This window comes from Natrinema salaciae (assembly GCF_900110865.1).
Taxonomy (GTDB): Archaea; Halobacteriota; Halobacteria; order Halobacteriales; family Natrialbaceae; genus Natrinema; species Natrinema salaciae.
This window is the reverse complement of sequence record NZ_FOFD01000010.1, coordinates 1-17,362: the sequence shown is the minus strand read 5'-3', so window position 1 is coordinate 17,362 and position 17,362 is coordinate 1. Positions and strand designations below refer to the sequence as shown.

General features: G+C 63.7%; 14 protein-coding genes and 2 pseudogenes. 5 read left to right on the top strand and 11 right to left on the bottom strand.

The annotated features are described in order from the left end of the window. Positions 1–25 precede the first annotated feature (25 nt). Together BMX07_RS23045 and BMX07_RS23040 are read left to right on the top strand one after the other, a co-directional pair. A complete protein-coding gene (locus BMX07_RS23045; RefSeq protein ID WP_090623393.1) occupies positions 26–2,917 on the top strand; it encodes a DEAD/DEAH box helicase in 2,892 nt (963 codons plus the stop codon). Next, complete coding sequence (locus BMX07_RS23040) at positions 2,865–3,182, top strand: sensor histidine kinase (RefSeq protein WP_090623389.1); 318 nt, start codon at positions 2,865–2,867, stop codon at positions 3,180–3,182. Before BMX07_RS23045 ends, BMX07_RS23040 begins: the two co-directional genes overlap by 53 nt. Before the next feature lie 36 nt (positions 3,183–3,218). Here the strand turns inward: BMX07_RS23040 and BMX07_RS23035 are convergent, their stop codons facing one another. Beyond that, positions 3,219–4,454, bottom strand: a complete 1,236-nt coding sequence (locus BMX07_RS23035; protein WP_090623386.1) for a polysaccharide deacetylase family protein — start codon at positions 4,452–4,454, stop codon at positions 3,219–3,221. A gap of 316 nt (positions 4,455–4,770) precedes the next feature. On the opposite strand from BMX07_RS23035, the gene BMX07_RS23030 reads away from it, so the two are divergent. Beyond that, entirely contained in the window at positions 4,771–5,538 is a 768-nt protein-coding gene (locus tag BMX07_RS23030; RefSeq protein WP_090623383.1) for a protein sorting system archaetidylserine decarboxylase, read from the top strand. A gap of 25 nt (positions 5,539–5,563) precedes the next feature. Here BMX07_RS23030 and BMX07_RS23025 read toward each other — a convergent pair whose 3' ends face one another. The 4 genes from BMX07_RS23025 to BMX07_RS23010 all read right to left on the bottom strand — a co-directional run bounded on the left by BMX07_RS23025 (position 5,564) and on the right by BMX07_RS23010 (position 9,576). Further along, positions 5,564–6,223 (bottom strand): hypothetical protein, encoded by a 660-nt coding sequence (locus tag BMX07_RS23025; RefSeq protein ID WP_090623379.1) that lies wholly within the window; start codon positions 6,221–6,223, stop codon positions 5,564–5,566. Positions 6,224–6,312: 89 nt separating this feature from the next. Further along, positions 6,313–7,545: an ABC transporter permease gene (locus tag BMX07_RS23020; protein WP_090623375.1), complete on the bottom strand. Its 1,233-nt coding sequence runs from the start codon at positions 7,543–7,545 to the stop codon at positions 6,313–6,315. Continuing rightward, positions 7,542–8,825: an ABC transporter permease gene (locus BMX07_RS23015; RefSeq protein ID WP_090623371.1), complete on the bottom strand. Its 1,284-nt coding sequence runs from the start codon at positions 8,823–8,825 to the stop codon at positions 7,542–7,544. Before BMX07_RS23015 ends, BMX07_RS23020 begins: the two co-directional genes overlap by 4 nt. Further along, positions 8,815–9,576, bottom strand: a complete 762-nt coding sequence (locus BMX07_RS23010) for an ABC transporter ATP-binding protein (protein WP_090623367.1) — start codon at positions 9,574–9,576, stop codon at positions 8,815–8,817. The genes BMX07_RS23015 and BMX07_RS23010 overlap by 11 nt, the downstream gene beginning before the upstream one ends. Before the next feature lie 329 nt (positions 9,577–9,905). Between BMX07_RS23010 and BMX07_RS23005 the strand changes: the two genes are divergently transcribed. Both BMX07_RS23005 and BMX07_RS23000 read left to right on the top strand, forming a co-directional pair. Continuing rightward, positions 9,906–10,961: a S66 family peptidase gene (locus tag BMX07_RS23005; RefSeq protein WP_090623364.1), complete on the top strand. Its 1,056-nt coding sequence runs from the start codon at positions 9,906–9,908 to the stop codon at positions 10,959–10,961. 257 nt (positions 10,962–11,218) lie between these two features. Then, positions 11,219–11,485, top strand: a complete 267-nt coding sequence (locus BMX07_RS23000; RefSeq protein ID WP_245742208.1) for a HalOD1 output domain-containing protein — start codon at positions 11,219–11,221, stop codon at positions 11,483–11,485. 1,468 nt (positions 11,486–12,953) lie between these two features. Here BMX07_RS23000 and BMX07_RS22985 read toward each other — a convergent pair. The 6 genes and pseudogenes from BMX07_RS22985 to BMX07_RS22970 form a co-directional block, all read right to left on the bottom strand. Further along, entirely contained in the window at positions 12,954–13,982 is a 1,029-nt protein-coding gene (locus tag BMX07_RS22985; RefSeq protein ID WP_175480254.1) for a S8 family serine peptidase, read from the bottom strand. Positions 13,983–14,068: 86 nt separating this feature from the next. Then, positions 14,069–14,350, bottom strand: a complete 282-nt coding sequence (locus tag BMX07_RS24050) for a hypothetical protein (RefSeq protein WP_139210992.1) — start codon at positions 14,348–14,350, stop codon at positions 14,069–14,071. 652 nt (positions 14,351–15,002) lie between these two features. Then, positions 15,003–15,143, bottom strand: a pseudogene (locus BMX07_RS24045) (IS5/IS1182 family transposase); the annotation flags it as partial. 200 nt (positions 15,144–15,343) lie between these two features. Beyond that, entirely contained in the window at positions 15,344–15,634 is a 291-nt protein-coding gene (locus BMX07_RS22980) for a DUF7692 domain-containing protein (protein ID WP_090623353.1), read from the bottom strand. Between the two features lie 328 nt (positions 15,635–15,962). Beyond that, entirely contained in the window at positions 15,963–16,448 is a 486-nt protein-coding gene (locus BMX07_RS22975) for a hypothetical protein (RefSeq protein WP_090623347.1), read from the bottom strand. A 567-nt stretch (positions 16,449–17,015) separates the two neighbouring features. Then, positions 17,016–17,362, bottom strand: a pseudogene (locus BMX07_RS22970) (transcriptional regulator); the annotation flags it as partial.

Genomic DNA, 17,362 nt, shown 5'->3' with positions numbered 1-17,362 from the left:
CGGCGTTCTCCCCTACCGCGTTCCGATGACCGACGGGGACGTCGCGGCGTTTACGCACCTCGGACCGACGGTTCGCGGGGCGCTCTCGGAACGCGGGTTCTCGCAGCCGACGGCACCGCAGCGACTGGCGATCCCGCCGCTGTCGGCCGGCGAGAACACGCTCGTGATCGCGCCAACCGGGAGCGGCAAGACCGAGACGGCGATGTTGCCCGTCTTCGACCACCTGGTCGCCGACGGGGGTGAGCCGAGCACAGCGAGGCGATCCTCGTCGGAGGGGCCCTCCGACGGTGGCCCGCCGGAGGGATTCGGCGCGCTCTACGTGACCCCGCTGCGGGCGCTCAACCGCGACATGCGCGAGCGCCTCGAGTGGTGGGGCGACTATCTGGACCTCGAGGTCGACGTTCGCCACGGCGACACGACCCAGTACCAGCGGGGAAAACAGGCCGAAGATCCCCCGGACGTCCTGATCACGACGCCCGAGACCGTACAGGCGATGCTCACCGGCGAGCGGTTGCGCGAGGCGCTCGCCGACGTCTCCCACGTCGTGATCGACGAGGTCCACGAACTGGCCGCGTCGAAACGGGGTGCGCAACTGGCGATCGGCCTCGAGCGGCTCCGCGACCTGGCCGGGCCGTTCCAGCGGATCGGTCTCTCCGCGACCGTCGGCGACCCGGGGGAGGTGGGGCAGTTCCTCACGGGCGGCCGCCCCTGCGAGATCCGGGAGATCGACGTCGGGAGCAACGTCGACGTGACGGTCCGCGAGCCCGAGATTACGGCCGAGGACGAGCGGCTGGCCGGCGAACTCATGACCGAAGCCGACACGGCCAGCCACGTCCGCGTCGTTCGGGAGCTCGTCGCGGACCACGAGTCGACGCTGATCTTCGTCAACACGCGCCAGACGGCCGAGGCGCTCGGCTCGCGCTTCAAGGAGCTCGACCTGCCCATCGGCGTCCACCACGGCTCGCTCTCGAAGGAGGCGCGGATCGACGTCGAGGACCGGTTCAAGGCCGGCGAGATAGACGGGCTGCTGTGTACGTCCTCGATGGAACTCGGGATCGACGTGGGACAGGTCGACAACGTCGTCCAGTACAAGAGCCCCCGACAGGTCACCCGGCTCCTCCAGCGGATCGGACGCGCGGGCCACCGCCAGGACGAGGTCTCGAGCGGGACCATCGTGACGACCAGACCGGACGACACGTTCGAGGCGATGGCGATCGCCCGTCGGGCCCGCGACGGCGAGGTGGAGCCGGCGGCGATCCACGAGGGCAGTCTGGACGTGGTCGCGAATCAGCTGCCGGCGATCGTCCAGAGCCGGGGCGACACGCCCGTCGACGAGGCCATCGAGACGGTCACGCGGTCGTATCCGTTTCGCAACGTCCCGGCGGCGACCGTCCGCGAGATCGCCTCGGAACTCCACCGCAACCGCATCCTCTGGTTCGACGAGGCCGAGGACCGTATCGAGACCACCGGCGGCACCTGGCAGTACGTTTACGCCAACCTGTCGATGATCCCCGACGAGGAGACCTACGAGGTCCACGACATCGCCTCGGGGGGCCAGATCGGGACGCTAGACGAGCGGTTCGTCGTCAACTTCGCCCAGCCGGGCGAGGTGTTCATCCAGCGCGGCGAGATGTGGCGGATCGCCGAGATCGACGACGAGGAGGCCCGGGTCAAGGTCAGCCCGATCGAGGACCCGGCCGGCGAGGTGCCGTCGTGGATCGGGCAGGAGATCCCCGTTCCCGCCGCGGTCGCGGGGGAGGTCGGCGAGATTCGCGCCGTCGCCGAACCCCAACTCGAAACGGGGGCCGACGCGGCCGCGGTCGGCCGCGAACTCGCGGGCCGCTATCCGGCCGACGAGTACACGCTGACCGAGGCCTGTGCGCAACTCGAGGAGCAGGTCGACGCCGACGCGCCGATGCCGACGGCGGACCGGCTCGTCCTCGAGCGACAGGGGCGGACGATCGTGCTCAACGCACCCTTCGGCCACACGGCCAACGAGACGCTCGGGCGGCTCCTCTCCGCGCTGCTGGGGCAACGTGTGGGGTCGTCCGTCGGCCTCGAGACCGATCCCTATCGGATCGAACTCGAGGTTCCGAACTCGATCGCGACGAGCGACGTGATCGAGGTGCTCGAGGGGACCGATCCCGACCACGTCGAGGCGATCGTCGAACTCGGACTCAAGCGTTCGGACGCGCTGGCCTTCCGCCTCGCCCAGGTCTCGGCGAAGTTCGGCGCGCTCAAGCGCTGGCAGAACACGGGATCGGGGCGCATCTCGAACGACCGGTTGCTGTCGGCGCTCGAGGACACGCCGATGTACGAGGAGGCGATCCGGGAGGTGTTCCACGAGGACCTCGACGTCGACCGCGCGAGTGCGGTCCTCGCGGGGCTCCAGTCTGGCGAGCTCGAGCTGGTGACCCACCGCGGTCGCACGCCGGTCGGACTGGGCGGTCGCTCGTCGGGAGGCAAGGAACTGCTCGCGCCCGAAAACGCCGACGCGAGCGTCATCGAGACGGTCCGGGAGCGGATACGGGACGACCGCGTCATCCTGCTCTGTACGCACTGCGAGGAGTGGACGGTGAAGACGAAAGTCAAGCGGGTGCCCGACCGGCCCGAGTGTCCGGAGTGCGGATCGACCCGGATCGCGTCGCTGAACCCGTGGGCCGACGAGGTCGTCCAGGCCGTCCGGGCCGAGGAGAAAGACGACGAGCAACGGCGGATGACCGAACGCGCGTTCCGGGCCGCGAGTCTCGTCCAGAGCCACGGCAAACAGGCCGTGATCGCGATGGCCGCCAGAGGCGTCGGCCCGCACAACGCCGCCCAGATCATCAACAAGCTCCGCGAGGACGAAGACGAGTTCTACCGGGATATCCTCTCGAAGGAACGGGAGTACGCCCGGACGCAGTCGTTCTGGGACTGATCGAGCGGACGGGGCCGAGCGGACGAACGGGCTGTGGGCGATTTCGGTCCGGGACGACGGGATCGGCGTCGATCCCGACGACGCCAATCGGATATTCGGCGTGTTCCGCCGCCTGCACAGCCGCGAAGAGGACGACGGCACGGGGATCGGCCTCGCGCTCTGCCGCCGCATCGTCGAGCGCCACGGCGGCCGGATCTGGGTCGACCCCGCACCCGGGGAGGGGTCGACGGTCACCGTCGCGGTCCCGGCCGACGGCTCGCAGTAGCGGACCGACTGCTCGAGCGGTGGACGAGACCGTCGGTCAGTAGACGAACGATTCGTCGAGATCCGCTGGCGTGATCACCTCGAGTTCGCCGGCGGACTCGAGCTCGCCGAGGTGGCCGACCGCCTCCTCGAGGGTCCCCTCGGAGTCGTCGTCGAGTTCGCCGAAGGCGAGCGCCGTGATGCCGCCCATCTCGGCGGTGAGGTCGAGCACCGAACGCGCCTCGCCGGCGCCGGGACTGGTGACGCGCGAACAGAGGTGGGGATTCATCGCGATTCCCTGAGACGGGTAGCGGCCGGCGAACGCGAGGTCGTGGTTCGCTGCGGCCTGCTCGAGGGATGCCCCGTCGTACCGGTTGAGCGGGTAGGAGAAGTACCGGGCACCCGATTCGAACCCGTTGTCCTCGAGCCACGCTCTCGCGTCGCTGATCTCGGACTCGGGATCGCGGCCCGCCGACAGGTTGGTCAAGTCCGCCCCGTGGGCCGAGTGGCTGCCGATCGTCCAGCCGGCGTCGGCCAGTTCAGTCACCTGGTCGCGGACGAGGTGGTCGCCCTCGTCGCCGTCGTCCTCGCGAATCAGGTCCGTCGCGAGGAACGACGTCGCGGGATAGTCGTGTTCCTCGAGGATCGGCAGTGCGCGCGTGTAGTCCGTCTCGTATCCGCCGTCGAACTGGAGCAACACCTTCCCGACGTCCGGCGCGGAGGCGAATCGAAGATCGTCGACCCACACCGACCCTTTGTCGTCGTCGCCCGTCCAGCGGATGAGGTGGATTTCGTTGACCGCACTGAGGTCGGGGTCGCCGTCGAGACTGGCGACGCCAAAATTACACTGGACGAGCGGCGCTCCGGCGTGGACCCGCTGGCGAAAATCGATCCGGTCGCCGGCCTCGTCGATCAACTGAACGACGAAATCGGCCTCCTCCTCCGTCGCCACCGCGAGTCCGGGTCGCGTGCCCGAGAGATCGCGCGGCTCCGATAGCTCCCGAACGAGCCGCACCTGGTCGTCTCCCGCACCCGATTCGAGCCGGGCGGACTGGGACCCGGTATACGATCGGTCCGTCTCCGGCGAGAGAGCGCCGATCCGTGCCTCCCAGGCGTCGAGATCTTCGAAGTCGTCGAACGGTTCGAGTTCGGACGCCGCCGCTGACGGCGTCCCGTCGCCGTCCTCGTCTTCGCTGCCGTCGTTCGTCTCGTTGTCGTCTTCCGCCTCTTCGGTACTCGAGCAGCCCGCGAGGGCGACCGCCGCGGCCGCGCCGAGATACGTTCGTCGCTTCATGAGTGGCGGCCGTTTGGGATACAACGAGAGCCATTGTTATTCTCAGTTACCAATGACATCTTTCGATCTGTAGCGCCAGGAAAACTCGATACGGGCGGCCTATCCGCGGCGAAAACGATCGTCGTCGTGACGGGGACGTCGCCCCATCGAACGCCGCATTCCGTCTCCGAGCGATCGATTGCGCGACCGCTGGGACCGGAATTCGACTCCTATCCGGCTTCGTAAGTGCGGCATATTCCCCGACGCATCCGCGCTCGCCCGGGTCGCGACCGTTCGATCCGTAACGGCCATAGGATTCGGCCCCGTCGTTCTGCCCATGAACTTCGCTCCGGGGGCCTGGAAGTACGCGCTCCTTCCGCTGCTCGCCGCCCCGTTCGCACTCCTCATCAGCGTTACGGCGAGCCTCGTCGCCCTCGCGGCCGGAGCGGGAACGCTCGCGTTCTTTCGCGATCCCGATCGGACGCCGCCGCCGACCGGCGTCGTCTCCCCGGCCGACGGGAACGTCTCCGTGCTCCGCGAGGAAGGCGATCGAGTCCGGCTGGGAATCTTCATGAACGTCTGGCACGTCCACGTCGTTCGATCCCCCTTCGCCGGCCGCGTCACCGACGTCGAACACGTCTCCGGGGCGAACCGACCCGCCTTCTCCAAGGAATCCGACCGGAACGAGCGCGTCCACGTCCGCCTCGAGACCGACTCGCCGACTCTCCCGTCGGACGACGACGGGACGGCGACCGTCGCGGACGCCGGCGAGGAACCGGTCGGAACGGACGGTGACGGAAGCGACACGGCCGAGAGCCCGACCGATCGCTCCGACGAGCCGGCCGCCGACGCCGAGGTGACGCTGATCGCCGGCGCGTTCGCCCGCCGCATCCACCCCTACGCCGAACGGGGCGACGACCTCGAGCGCGGCGAGCGCATCGGCCACATCGCCTTCGGCAGCCGCGTCGATCTGCTCTTTCCGCCGGCGGTCGACCTCGAGGACGTCGCCGTCGAGCCGGGTGACTCGATGACCGCCGGCGAGACCGTCGTCCTCGAGTCGCCCGGCTCGTTCGCCGGCGAGTTCGACCTCGTGACCGACGACTAATCCGAGCCCGGTCCCGACGATCGGCTCACTCCTCGGAGTCGTCGCTCTCGCCGTCGGACGCCGCGTCGGTGTCGACGTCCGCGTCGACGAGGTCCTCGGCGACGTCTTCGTCGACGGTCATCTCACCCGGCTCCGCCGGTTCGTCCTGAACGTCGGCTTCGCTTCGCTCGACGATCTCCTCGGCGGAGCGGTCGTCGTCGGTGTAGTCGGCGTTCGCTTCCGTTTCGTCGATTACGTCGGTTCCGCCTGTGCCCGCCTCCGGCTCGTCGCCTTCGCTCTCGCTCTCGTCCGCGTCCGGCTCCGCGGACGATTCGACGTCGGTGTCCGCCTCGGACGACTCGCTTCTGGGGCCTTCGATGGAAATTGTGGTGATATCGTCGGGAACGGTGCTACCGGCCCGGTTCCGTATCGTGTCGATCGCGCCATCCTCCGGAACGGCGTCCGCGGCTCGGTTCTGAATGCCGTCGGGAACGACGTCTTCCACGTCGGCCCGTACCTCGTCGACGGACTGGACCGGCACGTCGTCCCGCGGTCCGAAGACTCGCAGTACGGCGTAGGTGAACACGAGCAGACCGACCGCAGTGAGGAGGTGTTTGGCGAAACGCCTCCCGGACGACGCGTCGGCCGGCGGTCCCGTTTCGGACGCGGCGGTCGATCGCTCGCGAGCGGGTGTTCGAAATCGCATCACGATTCGTACGGACGCGGTCGGCAAGTGGGTTCGGGGTGCGAAAGCCGGCACCGACCGCCGACCGTACCGGAGTCGGCCCCCGGCGATCAGACCTCGAGGTGTTCGATACGGGCGTAGCGGCCGGCTCGCCAGCCGGACACGAGCGCGACGAGCGTCCCGACGACGAGCGCGAGCGCGAAGCCGCCGGCGTAGATCCCGGTCGTCGTCCGGAGGAGCCGTTCGAATCCGAGCACCGACGCCGAGAACCGGTTCAGCCCCATCACGGCGAGCGGCGTCGCCGCGATGCCGACGAGTCCGCCAAGCAGCCCGATGACGAGCCCCTGTGCACCGATCGTGCCGGCGAGGAGCCGACGGGAGAGCCCGATCGCCCGGAGCGCAGCGAGCTGTTCGCGCTGCTGGTGGGCCACGAGCGCGAACAGGTTCGCCGTCAGGACGACGCCGCCGACGACGGCGAGTCCGACCAGCGTCGCACCGCTGGCCAGGACGATCGTCCGCTCTTCGATCATCGAGGAGACCTGTTCGTCGCTGGTCCGCACGTCGTACTCTGGATACTCCCGATCGAGATCGTCCGCGACGGCGGCCCGGTCGGCGTCGTCGGTCACGTCGGCGGTGACGAACGTCGCCCGGTCGGTCCCCGACGTCCCGGCGACGGCCTGCAGATCGCCGAGCGGCACCGTCATCGCCGGCGACCCCAGATACTGCGAGTAGTAGTCGGAGATCCCGACGACGGTGAACTCGTACTCCCCTGCCGTCTGCCGGCTGGTCCCGACGTGGACCGTGTCGCCGACCGAGACGTTCAGCTCGTCGGCGACGCGCGGATCGAGGACGATCTCGCCGACCTCCGGCTCCTCGGGAGGGGGGCTGGTAGCGGTCTCCTCGTCGACCTCGAACCCGCGCCCCGCGTGGAAATCGAACCCGTCGTGTGTCTCCTGGACGCCGACCGCGGGCCGGCGTTGCAGATCCGACTCGTTCGAGCCGAGATAGACGTCGTACATCGCGATCGGGGAGGCGCTCTGTACGTCGTCGCGCGCGGTCAGCTCGGCCGCCATCCCGTGAGCGCCGACGATCGGGTTTTCGGTCCCGCTCGCGGCCGGGTCGACCGGATCGCTCGAGATCCAGATGTCCCGGTTGGCGTTGTCCAGCCCCTCTTCGCCCTTCTCGACGACGCCGACGCCGAGGCTCGCGAGCACCGTCACCGAGAGCACGGCGAGCGTGACCGCGAGCACGGTGAGCGCGCTCCGGCCGGGCGACCGGCGCAGTTGGGCGGCGGCCAGTCCGAGCACGGCGCGCGTTCGGACCACCGCCTTCGCGAGCGTCATCGACCCACCTCCTCGAGGACGGACGTTCGCGCGGCGACGGCCAGCGGGTACGGCACGGCGACCAGTCCCGAGAGGAGGGCGACCGCGATCGCGTACGGAACGAACAGCGGGTGGAAGTGAGCGACCGCGCCAGGTGCGACGGTCGCCCCCGCCACGGCGTTGACGGCGACGATCCCCGCCAGCCCGAGACCGGTTCCGACGATCGATCCGACCACGGTCGTGATCCCGGTCGAGACCGCGACGACGGCGAGCCGGCTGGCGGTAGGGAAGCCGACCGACTCGAGGACGGCGAGGGTGCGACGGTCCTCGTCGACGGTCATCCCCATGGTCGTCGCGACGAACGACGCACAGATCGTCACGCCGACCAGCAGCGCGATCACGCTCGTCGCGAACGCCAGGCCGTCCTCGAACAGCACCGACGGGTCGGTGCTACCGGCGACTTCGACCGCTGCGGTCGGGTACGCGTCGGTCGCGGCCGACTGCGCCGCCGTCGAGTCGCCCCAGATCAGTATCCGATCGGCGAGTTCGCCGTCGTCGGCACCCGAGAGCGACTGCAGCTCGCTCAGGTGAACGAGTGCGACCGGCGCACCGCCGGCAGCCGCCCGCTCGTCCGCGACGGCCGCCACCGTCACCGAGGGACCGGCCCCGCTCGTCCGTTCGAGCCCCCGCATCGAGACGGTCACCTCGTCACCCGCCCCGACGTCGAGCCGATCGGCCGTCGTTCGCGAGAGAACGATCTCCCCCTCGCGCGGCCCATCGTACGAGCCGTTCGCGTAGTGTCGATCGCCCGGGTCGAGCTCCCCCGTCGACAGGCCCGCCACGGTCCGCGGCTCGTCGTCCGGGACGACGCCGACGAGACGGACGGTCCGCGGCTCCCCGTCCGCCGACTCGAGGCGCGCCGTCTCGACTAACGCCGGTGACGCGTGCTCGACGCCGTCCTGCGAGCGGATCGACGCGGCCCGCCCGTTCGTCGCGCCGAGCCGCGGTCCCTCGACGCCGTCGACCGACGACAGCGTCCCGCTGTCCTCGGGCGTAATTCGGACGGCGGCGTCGTCCTCGCTCGTCGCACCGCCGTCGGCCAGCGCCATCGCGATGCCCGTCACGACGACCAGCAGCGCGATCGTCAGCGCGACGGCGGCGATGGTCGACGCGATTCGGCCCATCGTCGTTCGCGTCGCTCGCTGCCACCATCTGGCCGCCGTCAGCCCGACGATCCCGGTCCATCGCGACCGACGCCGCGGACCGCCATCCGCTGGCCCCCCGTCGCGCCTATCGGACATCCTCCACCCGTCCGTCACACAGTGTGACGACCCGATCCGCGACGTCGAGCGTGGCCTCGTCGTGGGAAGCCACCAGCACCGCCCGATCGCGGCCGACGTCGGTCAACAACTCGAGGACGTCCGCCCCGGTCGCCGTGTCGAGCTCCCCCGTCGGCTCGTCGGCGACGACGACGTCCGGGTCCGTCGACAGCGCCCGCGCGATCGCGACGCGCTGTCGCTCGCCGCCGCTGAGTTCGCCGGGAAGGTGCGTCGTGCGGTCGCCGAGACCGACGGCCTCGAGCAGCGCGGTCGCGCGTTCCCGGCGATCGGCTCGAGGGACGCCCGCCTGGACGAGCGGCAACGCGACGTTCGCGCGAGCGGAGAGCGACGGCAAGAGATGGAACCGCTGGAACACGATCCCGATGTGGCGTCGCCGCACCCGCGTTCGCTCCGCGTCGGACAGCGCCGCGAGGTCGGTATCGCGAAGCTCGACGCGGCCCTCCGTCGGGACCAGGAGTCCCGCGACCGCGTGGAGCACCGTCGACTTCCCGCTCCCGCTGGGACCCTCGAGCCCGACGACCGTCTCCGCCGGCACCTCGAGTGAGACGTCGCGGAGCGCGGTTACCGCCCGCTCGTCGCTCGAGCGGAACCGTCCACCGGTCGACCCGTACTGGTGGCTGACGCCCTCGAGACGAACGGCCGCCGTCGACTCGCGTTCGCCCTCGCTATCACTCGCCGACGATCGCGAATCCTGAAGTGATCGATTGAACATCCTCAGCGGTCTCACTGGCAGCGGACGGTCCACCGACTCATTGTTTCGACCCGGTTACCCCTGTCAGACGGCTGCTACTCGGGTTCCCGTGGCTGCAATCGTATCGAAGCCGCCGCCGAGCGACGCGTTCAGCACCGCTCCGTCCGTCGAGACCGTTCGAGCGCTCGAACCGCGTTCGGCCGGGTAGGGACGCGTTGTGCGTCGATCCGGCGCTGAAACGGACCCGTACAGGTTGGTTGCCGATCACGTTTCGGGTACGCCGAGATCCCAGCCGTAGATTCGACACGAAAACGTTTATCAGATGTTAGAGTCACGACAGATATAACTCGATGAATTTCGTGACGCCGCCTGCACTCGAGCCGGGGGATCGCGTCGCCGTCATCGCGCCATCGAGCGGCGGTGCGCGGAACGCACCACACGTCTTCGAACTCGCCCTCGAGCGACTGCACACGGCGTTCGACCTCGAGCCCGTCGTCTATCCGACGGCCCGTCAGAGCGACGACTTCCTCTCGGCTCACCCGCGAGCGCGAGCGGCGGATATCCACGCCGCGTTCCGCGATCCGGATATCAGCGGCGTGTTCGCGACGATCGGCGGCGCGGACCAGCTCCGCGTCTTGCGGCATCTCGACCCCACCGTCCTCCGCGAGCATCCGACCCGATTCTACGGAATGAGCGACAACACGAATCTGTCGCTCCTGCTCTGGAACGCCGGCATCGTCTCCTACAGCGGGGCACAGCTCATGAACGAGCTCGCGGTTCCCGGGGAGCTCCCAGCGTACACCGAATGCTACTGCCGACGAGCGTTCTTCGACGAGTCCCTGGGCGAACTCGAGCCGGCGGCGGAGTGGACCGACGAACCGAGCACCTGGTGGACGAACCCCGACGAGCTCCGGACGCCGCCCGCGTACGAGCCGAATCCGGGCTGGGACTGGCGAGGCGGCGACGGGCGCGTCACGGGCCGCGTGTGGGGCGGCTGCCGCGCGATCGTGGAGTGGCACCTCGCGACCGACCGCTACCTGCCCGCTCCCGGCGCGTTGGACGGCGCGATCCTCGCGCTCGAGACCGCCGAAGAGCTGCCGAGCCCGACGGACGTCGCCGGAACGCTCATGTGTCTCGGCGAGCGCGGGCTGCTCGAGCGTTTCGCCGCCGTGGTGGTCGGTCGCGCTCCCGGGCGGAGCTTCCTCGAAGAGCCGCCGCGAGAGGAGCGAGCGCAGTACCGCAGCCGGGTTCGGGACGCGATCACCGAGCAGGTCGAACGATACAATCCCGCGGCCCCGATCGTTCTCGGACTCGATTGGGGACACACAACGCCCATCGCTCCGCTCCCGATCGGCGCTCCGTTGACGGTCGACACGGCCGCCGAGTCGCTGACGGTCGACGGATAGGGTGGGAAGCGCGTTCTGGAACGGCCAACCGCGGACGCCCCGTCGCGTATCCGCGTCGCTCACCGAACGTAGTTCCAAGACGTCGATCGGCCCGATCTGAACGGGCCTCCGTGGAATACAACCGACCGTTCCGATCTTCGATCACGAAAACGGGCCGGTTCACCAGCCGCACGTCCTCTCGGTTCACCGACGATCGTCTGACGCGCGTCAGTAGACGAAGCTCTGGTTTTATATATGAGAATCTGGCAGCGGTGGACGTGAAAAACGCGCAACCAATCAGCCTCGAAATTGTCGCTGAGATCGCCGAACGCGAAGACGTCCCACCGACGGAGCTCCAGCCACCGATCCACTCCGCTATCGATACGGACGCACTCGACTCGCTCTATCGGTCGAGTGCTCCCGAGAAGGGGCCGTCTACGGTCACGTTCGTCTACAACGGCTATACGGTGGTCGTCGATCGGACGGGCGACGTGGCTGTCAAAGATCGTGCCTCGGCCTCGGACCAGCATAAAACGACCGCGTGACCCGACCCGAGCGACGGAACCGAATTTCGATCGGTTCGATCCGTCGACGTTCTCAGCGCCAATAGATCTCGACTGACACTGTCCGAGGAGAGACGGCCATTTTCGCCGCTGACCCGAGCTCGCTTCTGAATCGAAACTGTCTCTCGGACCTTGTCGCCCTTCCCGCGCCAGACGCGGCGCACCGTCCCAGAGTCAGTATCGCCGATGTCCTCCGGCGCACCGTCGTGGGCTTCGTGTGAGCGGAGTCCGCACCGCGCGCCGAGTGCGAGCGCGATCCGCTGCTGGGTACCGTCGACAACCTCGGGCAGCCGTTCGACGTCGTTCCGGCCGAGCCAGATCGTCGTGTCGCCGCAGTTCTCGTGCTATTTCGGAGTCACGGCATCCGGGACCTGCACCCCGACAAGAACCGCCGGCGATCTCGTCTTTCGATGGTGCTCGAGGGCGAGTTCGGGCCGATTCCGTCCGACTCTGGAGTATTCTCGGACACAGAGCTTCCGGTAACTACGTCTACGAATCAATCATCGGGTACCAAAAGTTGATAACCTCCAGTTGATTGTCTGCACTTACTAGATACGGATTTGACACGATTATTGAAACCCCTGGCGAGGGATACTGGCATGATAGGTGGCGTAACCGTCGGTCTCGCGTACGGTCTCACCCATTCGGGAGCAGTAATCTTAGGACTGGCTGGTCTTGGCATCCTCTGTATTGCGGTGGGTGGTGGCACTACTGGACAAGGTGGTACTTCTGGATTAGCTACTGCGGGTAGGATCGGGCACGATGAGAGTAGTGAGGTAAGAATGATGACCGAACATATGGAATCCTGGCCGGGGGTATCCTCCGACATTCCAGTTCGGATGCGTCTCCTCTTCTATGGGCTTGGACTCCTTTTCTGGAGCCTCACAGTTCTTGGACTGTTTTCGTCGCGCCTCCATTGACCCCGCGCTCGACGTTCTCTATCCTACCGTTCAATTCACGCTCTGTATTCAGCACGCCGGTCTTGATAGACAATGGCCAAATTGTGACCCGCACCGTTACATCGTTACCCTGTACTTATCGCGTCCTCGAGGACGGAATTCTCGGACACAGTCCTTCCAGTAACTACGTCTGCATATTTATCGAGAATCGCGTAGGCGTAGATACACTCCACTGAAGAGGAAAATTGTTGCCACTAGCAATAGACCACCGCTCAGCACGTCTCGAAGGACTCCGGAAACTCCGGGATTTTCCACAATTCCGAAGGTGCCTTGAAATACTACCGACTGAATTACCAAAGCCAGCCCTCCAATCGATATCAGTAGCCGTGAATTCCTTACATTTTGTCCGAGCCTCATACTCATGGAATAGGTAATAAAATGTAAAATATTTACAATATCTCTCTGTCCGGTTAGCTCCCTGTGCTTACCGCTGGTTCACGATCTCCTGTCCGACTCTCCATCGATTGTCGGACAGCGAAAAACGCCGATACTTAGGTATGATCGAATCCGAGATCGTCAGGGCGACGTGTGAAATTACCTCTGAGATCTTTCCGTGACGAGATACGCTTTAGTGCAGAAGCCCCTTGTAAATATAGTCCATCTCCGTGTTGAACTTCCTCTGCTGTGTTTGCCAGAGCAGCCTGTATTTGAGTTGGAAGTACGGCTTCATCATGAGCCTTCAGGAATGCCGTTATTTCAGCGACAACAGCAGTAACGACCGGTACAGCGAAACTTGTACCCTCTGTAATATCAGGTTCCCCGTCTAAATTTCGCAACGGGAATGTTCCAGGGGCTAACACGTCGATCTCACTCGGTTCGTGGTCGACGTTTCCTCCCCACTCCGTTATTGCCAAATTCCCGCCACAGTTTTCTGTGGGTGAACACCCGAGTCCAGTACAAAGTGGAGATATCACCTCACTTGGATCTCCTGTGTGAATCCAGCCGGCAAACGGTGGAAGCATCCTCGTATTCGGACCGACAGTCGTTGAGGTGTGTTCTTCTTCAGCAGTGGCAGTACACACTGGGAACATACCACCCACGCTAATAACCTCATTAAGTAGGGCGGGGCAACAGACACCCTCATCATTCTCCGCTTCGTCGCTTTCGTCTGCATTTCCGGCAGCTGCAACAACTGTGATGCCATCGTCGATAGCACGTTTGGCCGCTTCGCGAACCTTACACGGTTCATTTGGCATATCGCATGAGACCCCATCATGGGAGTGGTCATAGCCGAGTGAGAGATTGATTATATCTGTGTCATGAGTTTGATGGGCTCTCCCAATCGCTTTGAGGAGGTCACGCTGAAGGACAGTACCTGTTTCGCGAACTGCTCTATAGAAATTGAACTCTACATTCCTCGAAAAGGCGTATAAAATATTGGAAACTGTTGTTCCATGTCCGGTTGTGTCGTCGAGACCAGGGCGACCGACGAAATCCTCCGTTCTATCTGAATCAATGTGTTCCTCAAATTCCTCCGGCAAGTTATAAACGGAGTCGATGATTGCAACTGAAGCATTCACTTCGAGACCCGAAAAAGAAGGAATTTCGCACAGATCTATATAATTACTACAGACGGATCGACGCATTTCCTCGATATCGCTAAACGCTAACGGGAGCGAAAATCCGTACCACCTCGAGTCCCATACTCTTTCTCGATCTCGACTGATTCGACAACATCGAGATTACAGAGGGACTCGAGATCCGATTCGTCGATGGACACAGCCAGTGACTCGTATGGAAGTTCTTCCTCTACTTCTCCACCGACGGTAGAAATTTGCTCAACAGCAATTGAAGTCTCACCAGTCACACCAACAATAAGCGTGACTGTCTCGCCCACCGTCGGTGATTCTAACCGCTCCTCGACGGTGGATGCTAATTGAGCGCTCACATCTGTCGTATAGGTGGCATCCTTAATTAATTGTCGGGGCATACTTTTGCCCCGATTTAACACTCTTATAGCGAGTGGCTTGACTTGCACAGTGTCCTCGATCCGCACTTTCACCCCTACAGAACATGATGAATGGGGGATCTAAGTGCGGTAATTTCTCTCTGTTAGCAGTGTATTGTCCTCGAGGACCGGCTTCGCGGACACCACTACCAGAGGACAAGAAAGTGAGCATATACTATTGTCAGATTTTGGAGGAGGATCCGAGTTCGTGAATCCATTTTACGATAGAATTCCCCTGCACCGTATCGCTTGTAGAGCATATTAAGTAGAGATCCAACTAGCATCGTTGAGACAAAAATCACGAGTGACACAATGAGGTTGTCATCGCGTATGTGGTCTCCGAACTAACCCCGAGTCGTTTCCTCACGGTCACGCCTGCTATCGATCTCGCTAGCGGCGTCCTGACCCTTGCGCTTCTCATCTTGGGTCGTACTCCTATTTGGCAACACATCCTCAGCAGATGGTCATAGGAATTTGCTCCGTCTACTATCGTACAGCTCTGGTTGATAGAGCTACTCTATTGAACGTTCAGAGTGCCTTGTCGAGGTTGTGAGTGAGACAGCCGACAACGAGTTCACGGAACTGCTTCCACCAAAGTCGTGAGCGGACGGTGCTGATGAAGTGTGTATCGTCGTTTCGAGAACTTCGAAGAGTAGCGAGTGACAGCTCGACGAGCCAAGTGAAATGCCTGCTCAACAAACCGGAGTAACCGCGACTTTGGGAGGGCTTGCATCCGGTCAAACTACCGAACGGACTTGTAACTCTCTGAGGATTTCAACAGAGCCAGTATAGTCAAAGACGGACAGCAACGTTCAACCCGCACACTGTTGCGCTTCGTCCGGTCGCAGATGTCTTGGACGGCCTCGTTGACCGACTGTGTTGAGGCCGGCTGTTTGCGCTACCAGCTAAAAGCTCAGTGTTTATTTTCTCACGTTACATCTCCCCCTTCGTCGTCACTGAGACGGAACTCTCGAGGTCGAAACTGACGGCTCGAGTGCTGAGAGTCTCGGCGATCTCCTGACGTTGCTCGCAAGTGAGGTCATCTCGCTCAAGGACGCGCCGAGCTGCGGAGACCAGCGCGTCTACATCGTTGCATGCGAACGCGATCGCGTTCGATCGGTTGCAGTCGTAGAAGCGGGAAGCTTTCTGGATGGCGTTGAAGCGCCACTCGTTACCGTCGTCGGTCCGGATGCGTACCGATCCGGGAGTCTCGTTGTGAGACATGGCCGTGAACACAACCCGCCTATCCTAGTTTTTTCGGTTCACTCAAACGGTAACAGTTTATAAAGAGAGGTTCAGGTCTGTCGTAATCGGCGCGGCTACCGGCGCGATCTTATGGGGGATGAGCCGAATATGAACACGACTGGTACGCGGTTCGTGTTCATATTGCGGAAACCGTTCTTCGTGACGCGCAACTCCGAGCAGTTGAGCCGAAAGGGTGCTTCATTATCTTCTATTCACTTGGAGATTGGCTAAACGCCGCAATAACTACGTGTGCAGGTACAACAGATCAACTACCAAACTAAACCTACGTCCATTTTGGTGACATCTGTCAGTCGTTAGCGGGAGTAGCACCAGTCATATCGTTTCCCTTGTTGGGTGTGTTACCGCGTACGCGAGGCAGACCAACCGCAATAGCGTAGAGTAGGACAACGGCAACGCCAGCCCCGATGAAGATAAATGAGAGAGTCTCCGCAAGGAAAGTAACCGATACGGGGATGCCCAAGCTATTCCATAACGTTTCGATGGAGTAGACGATATGAGCGGCAAGGAACCACACGCCTGCTGGAAGCGCTACTTTCACGTTCTCCCGCAGGACCCCTTCAAGGCCATCAGGCTGAGGAGTTGGCTGGTGTGTCCGTGCCAACGTGACACCGCGCACAATAGTGTAGAGAAGTGCCATTATGACGCCAGCGCGGAGCAAACCGTTGGCGATGGAGTGAGTAACAATCGAAGAGAGAACAACCCAGAACAGTAAGATGATTGCGACAGGCGTACTCTCTTGGAGTAGATCGCGGGTATCAAATGGGGAAGTCATAGTCTCTATACCCGCATATCATGTATGTATTTTTTGATGTTGGAATTTGTGTTATGGGCATCAGTTTGACGATTCGGGATTTACGTGCTCTGTACTTATCGCTCGATCATAGTCTACTCTCTTCCCCCCTAAGCGGACTCGACAAGAATCGTTATCGAAGTACCAGCCTTTTCTACTGGTGGAGCGGCACGGTTGTACTGTCTTGAATCGGCCGGCCTGACTTTTCGCTAGCGCGGCGCGCGCTCTGCGCGCCGCGCAATTGCCCCGCCCCCTTAGGGCACCTACCGTAGGGGTACCCGGCAACCCCGACACCCGCGTCAACCGCTGAAACGGACAAAAACGTCAGCACTCACTGCTATTTCGCCGGTTCTATTGTCCCCTCGAGTCGGTGAAACTGGCCCAGATTTCGCCGACTGTTGCCGTTAACACCTTGGTGGAAGTGATACTCCGCTCGAAAAGTGGCTGGTCCGATCGGGAATGTAATTCACACTGGTAGGAAGCCAGAAAACAGAGGATAGAACGCGCGTGCTGCAGCTATTCGGCGACGCGAACCGGACCGACGACGGCCTACCGCAGCGGTGGCGGCAGCTCGTCGACGCGGACTCTCACGTCGCGATCGTCGATCCGCTCCTGGTCGCGAAGACTGGCCACGTCGTGAATCGACGCGCTCAGTCGCTCGAGGTATTCGAAGCCGATCTCGGTCTCGGTGTGCGTACTCTCGTCGGTTTCCTCGTCACCTGCGGCCGTCTGGCCGTCGTCGTTCTCCTGTTGTTCCTCACGGCGTTCACGGCGTTCCTCGGCCCGCTCAGCCACCTCCTCCGGCGTGTCCTTCGGACGGACTTCGCGGAGGATCTCACGGGCCCGCTCGAGGACGACGCGGGAGACGAAGAACACCATCACGGGGTTGCCCTCGC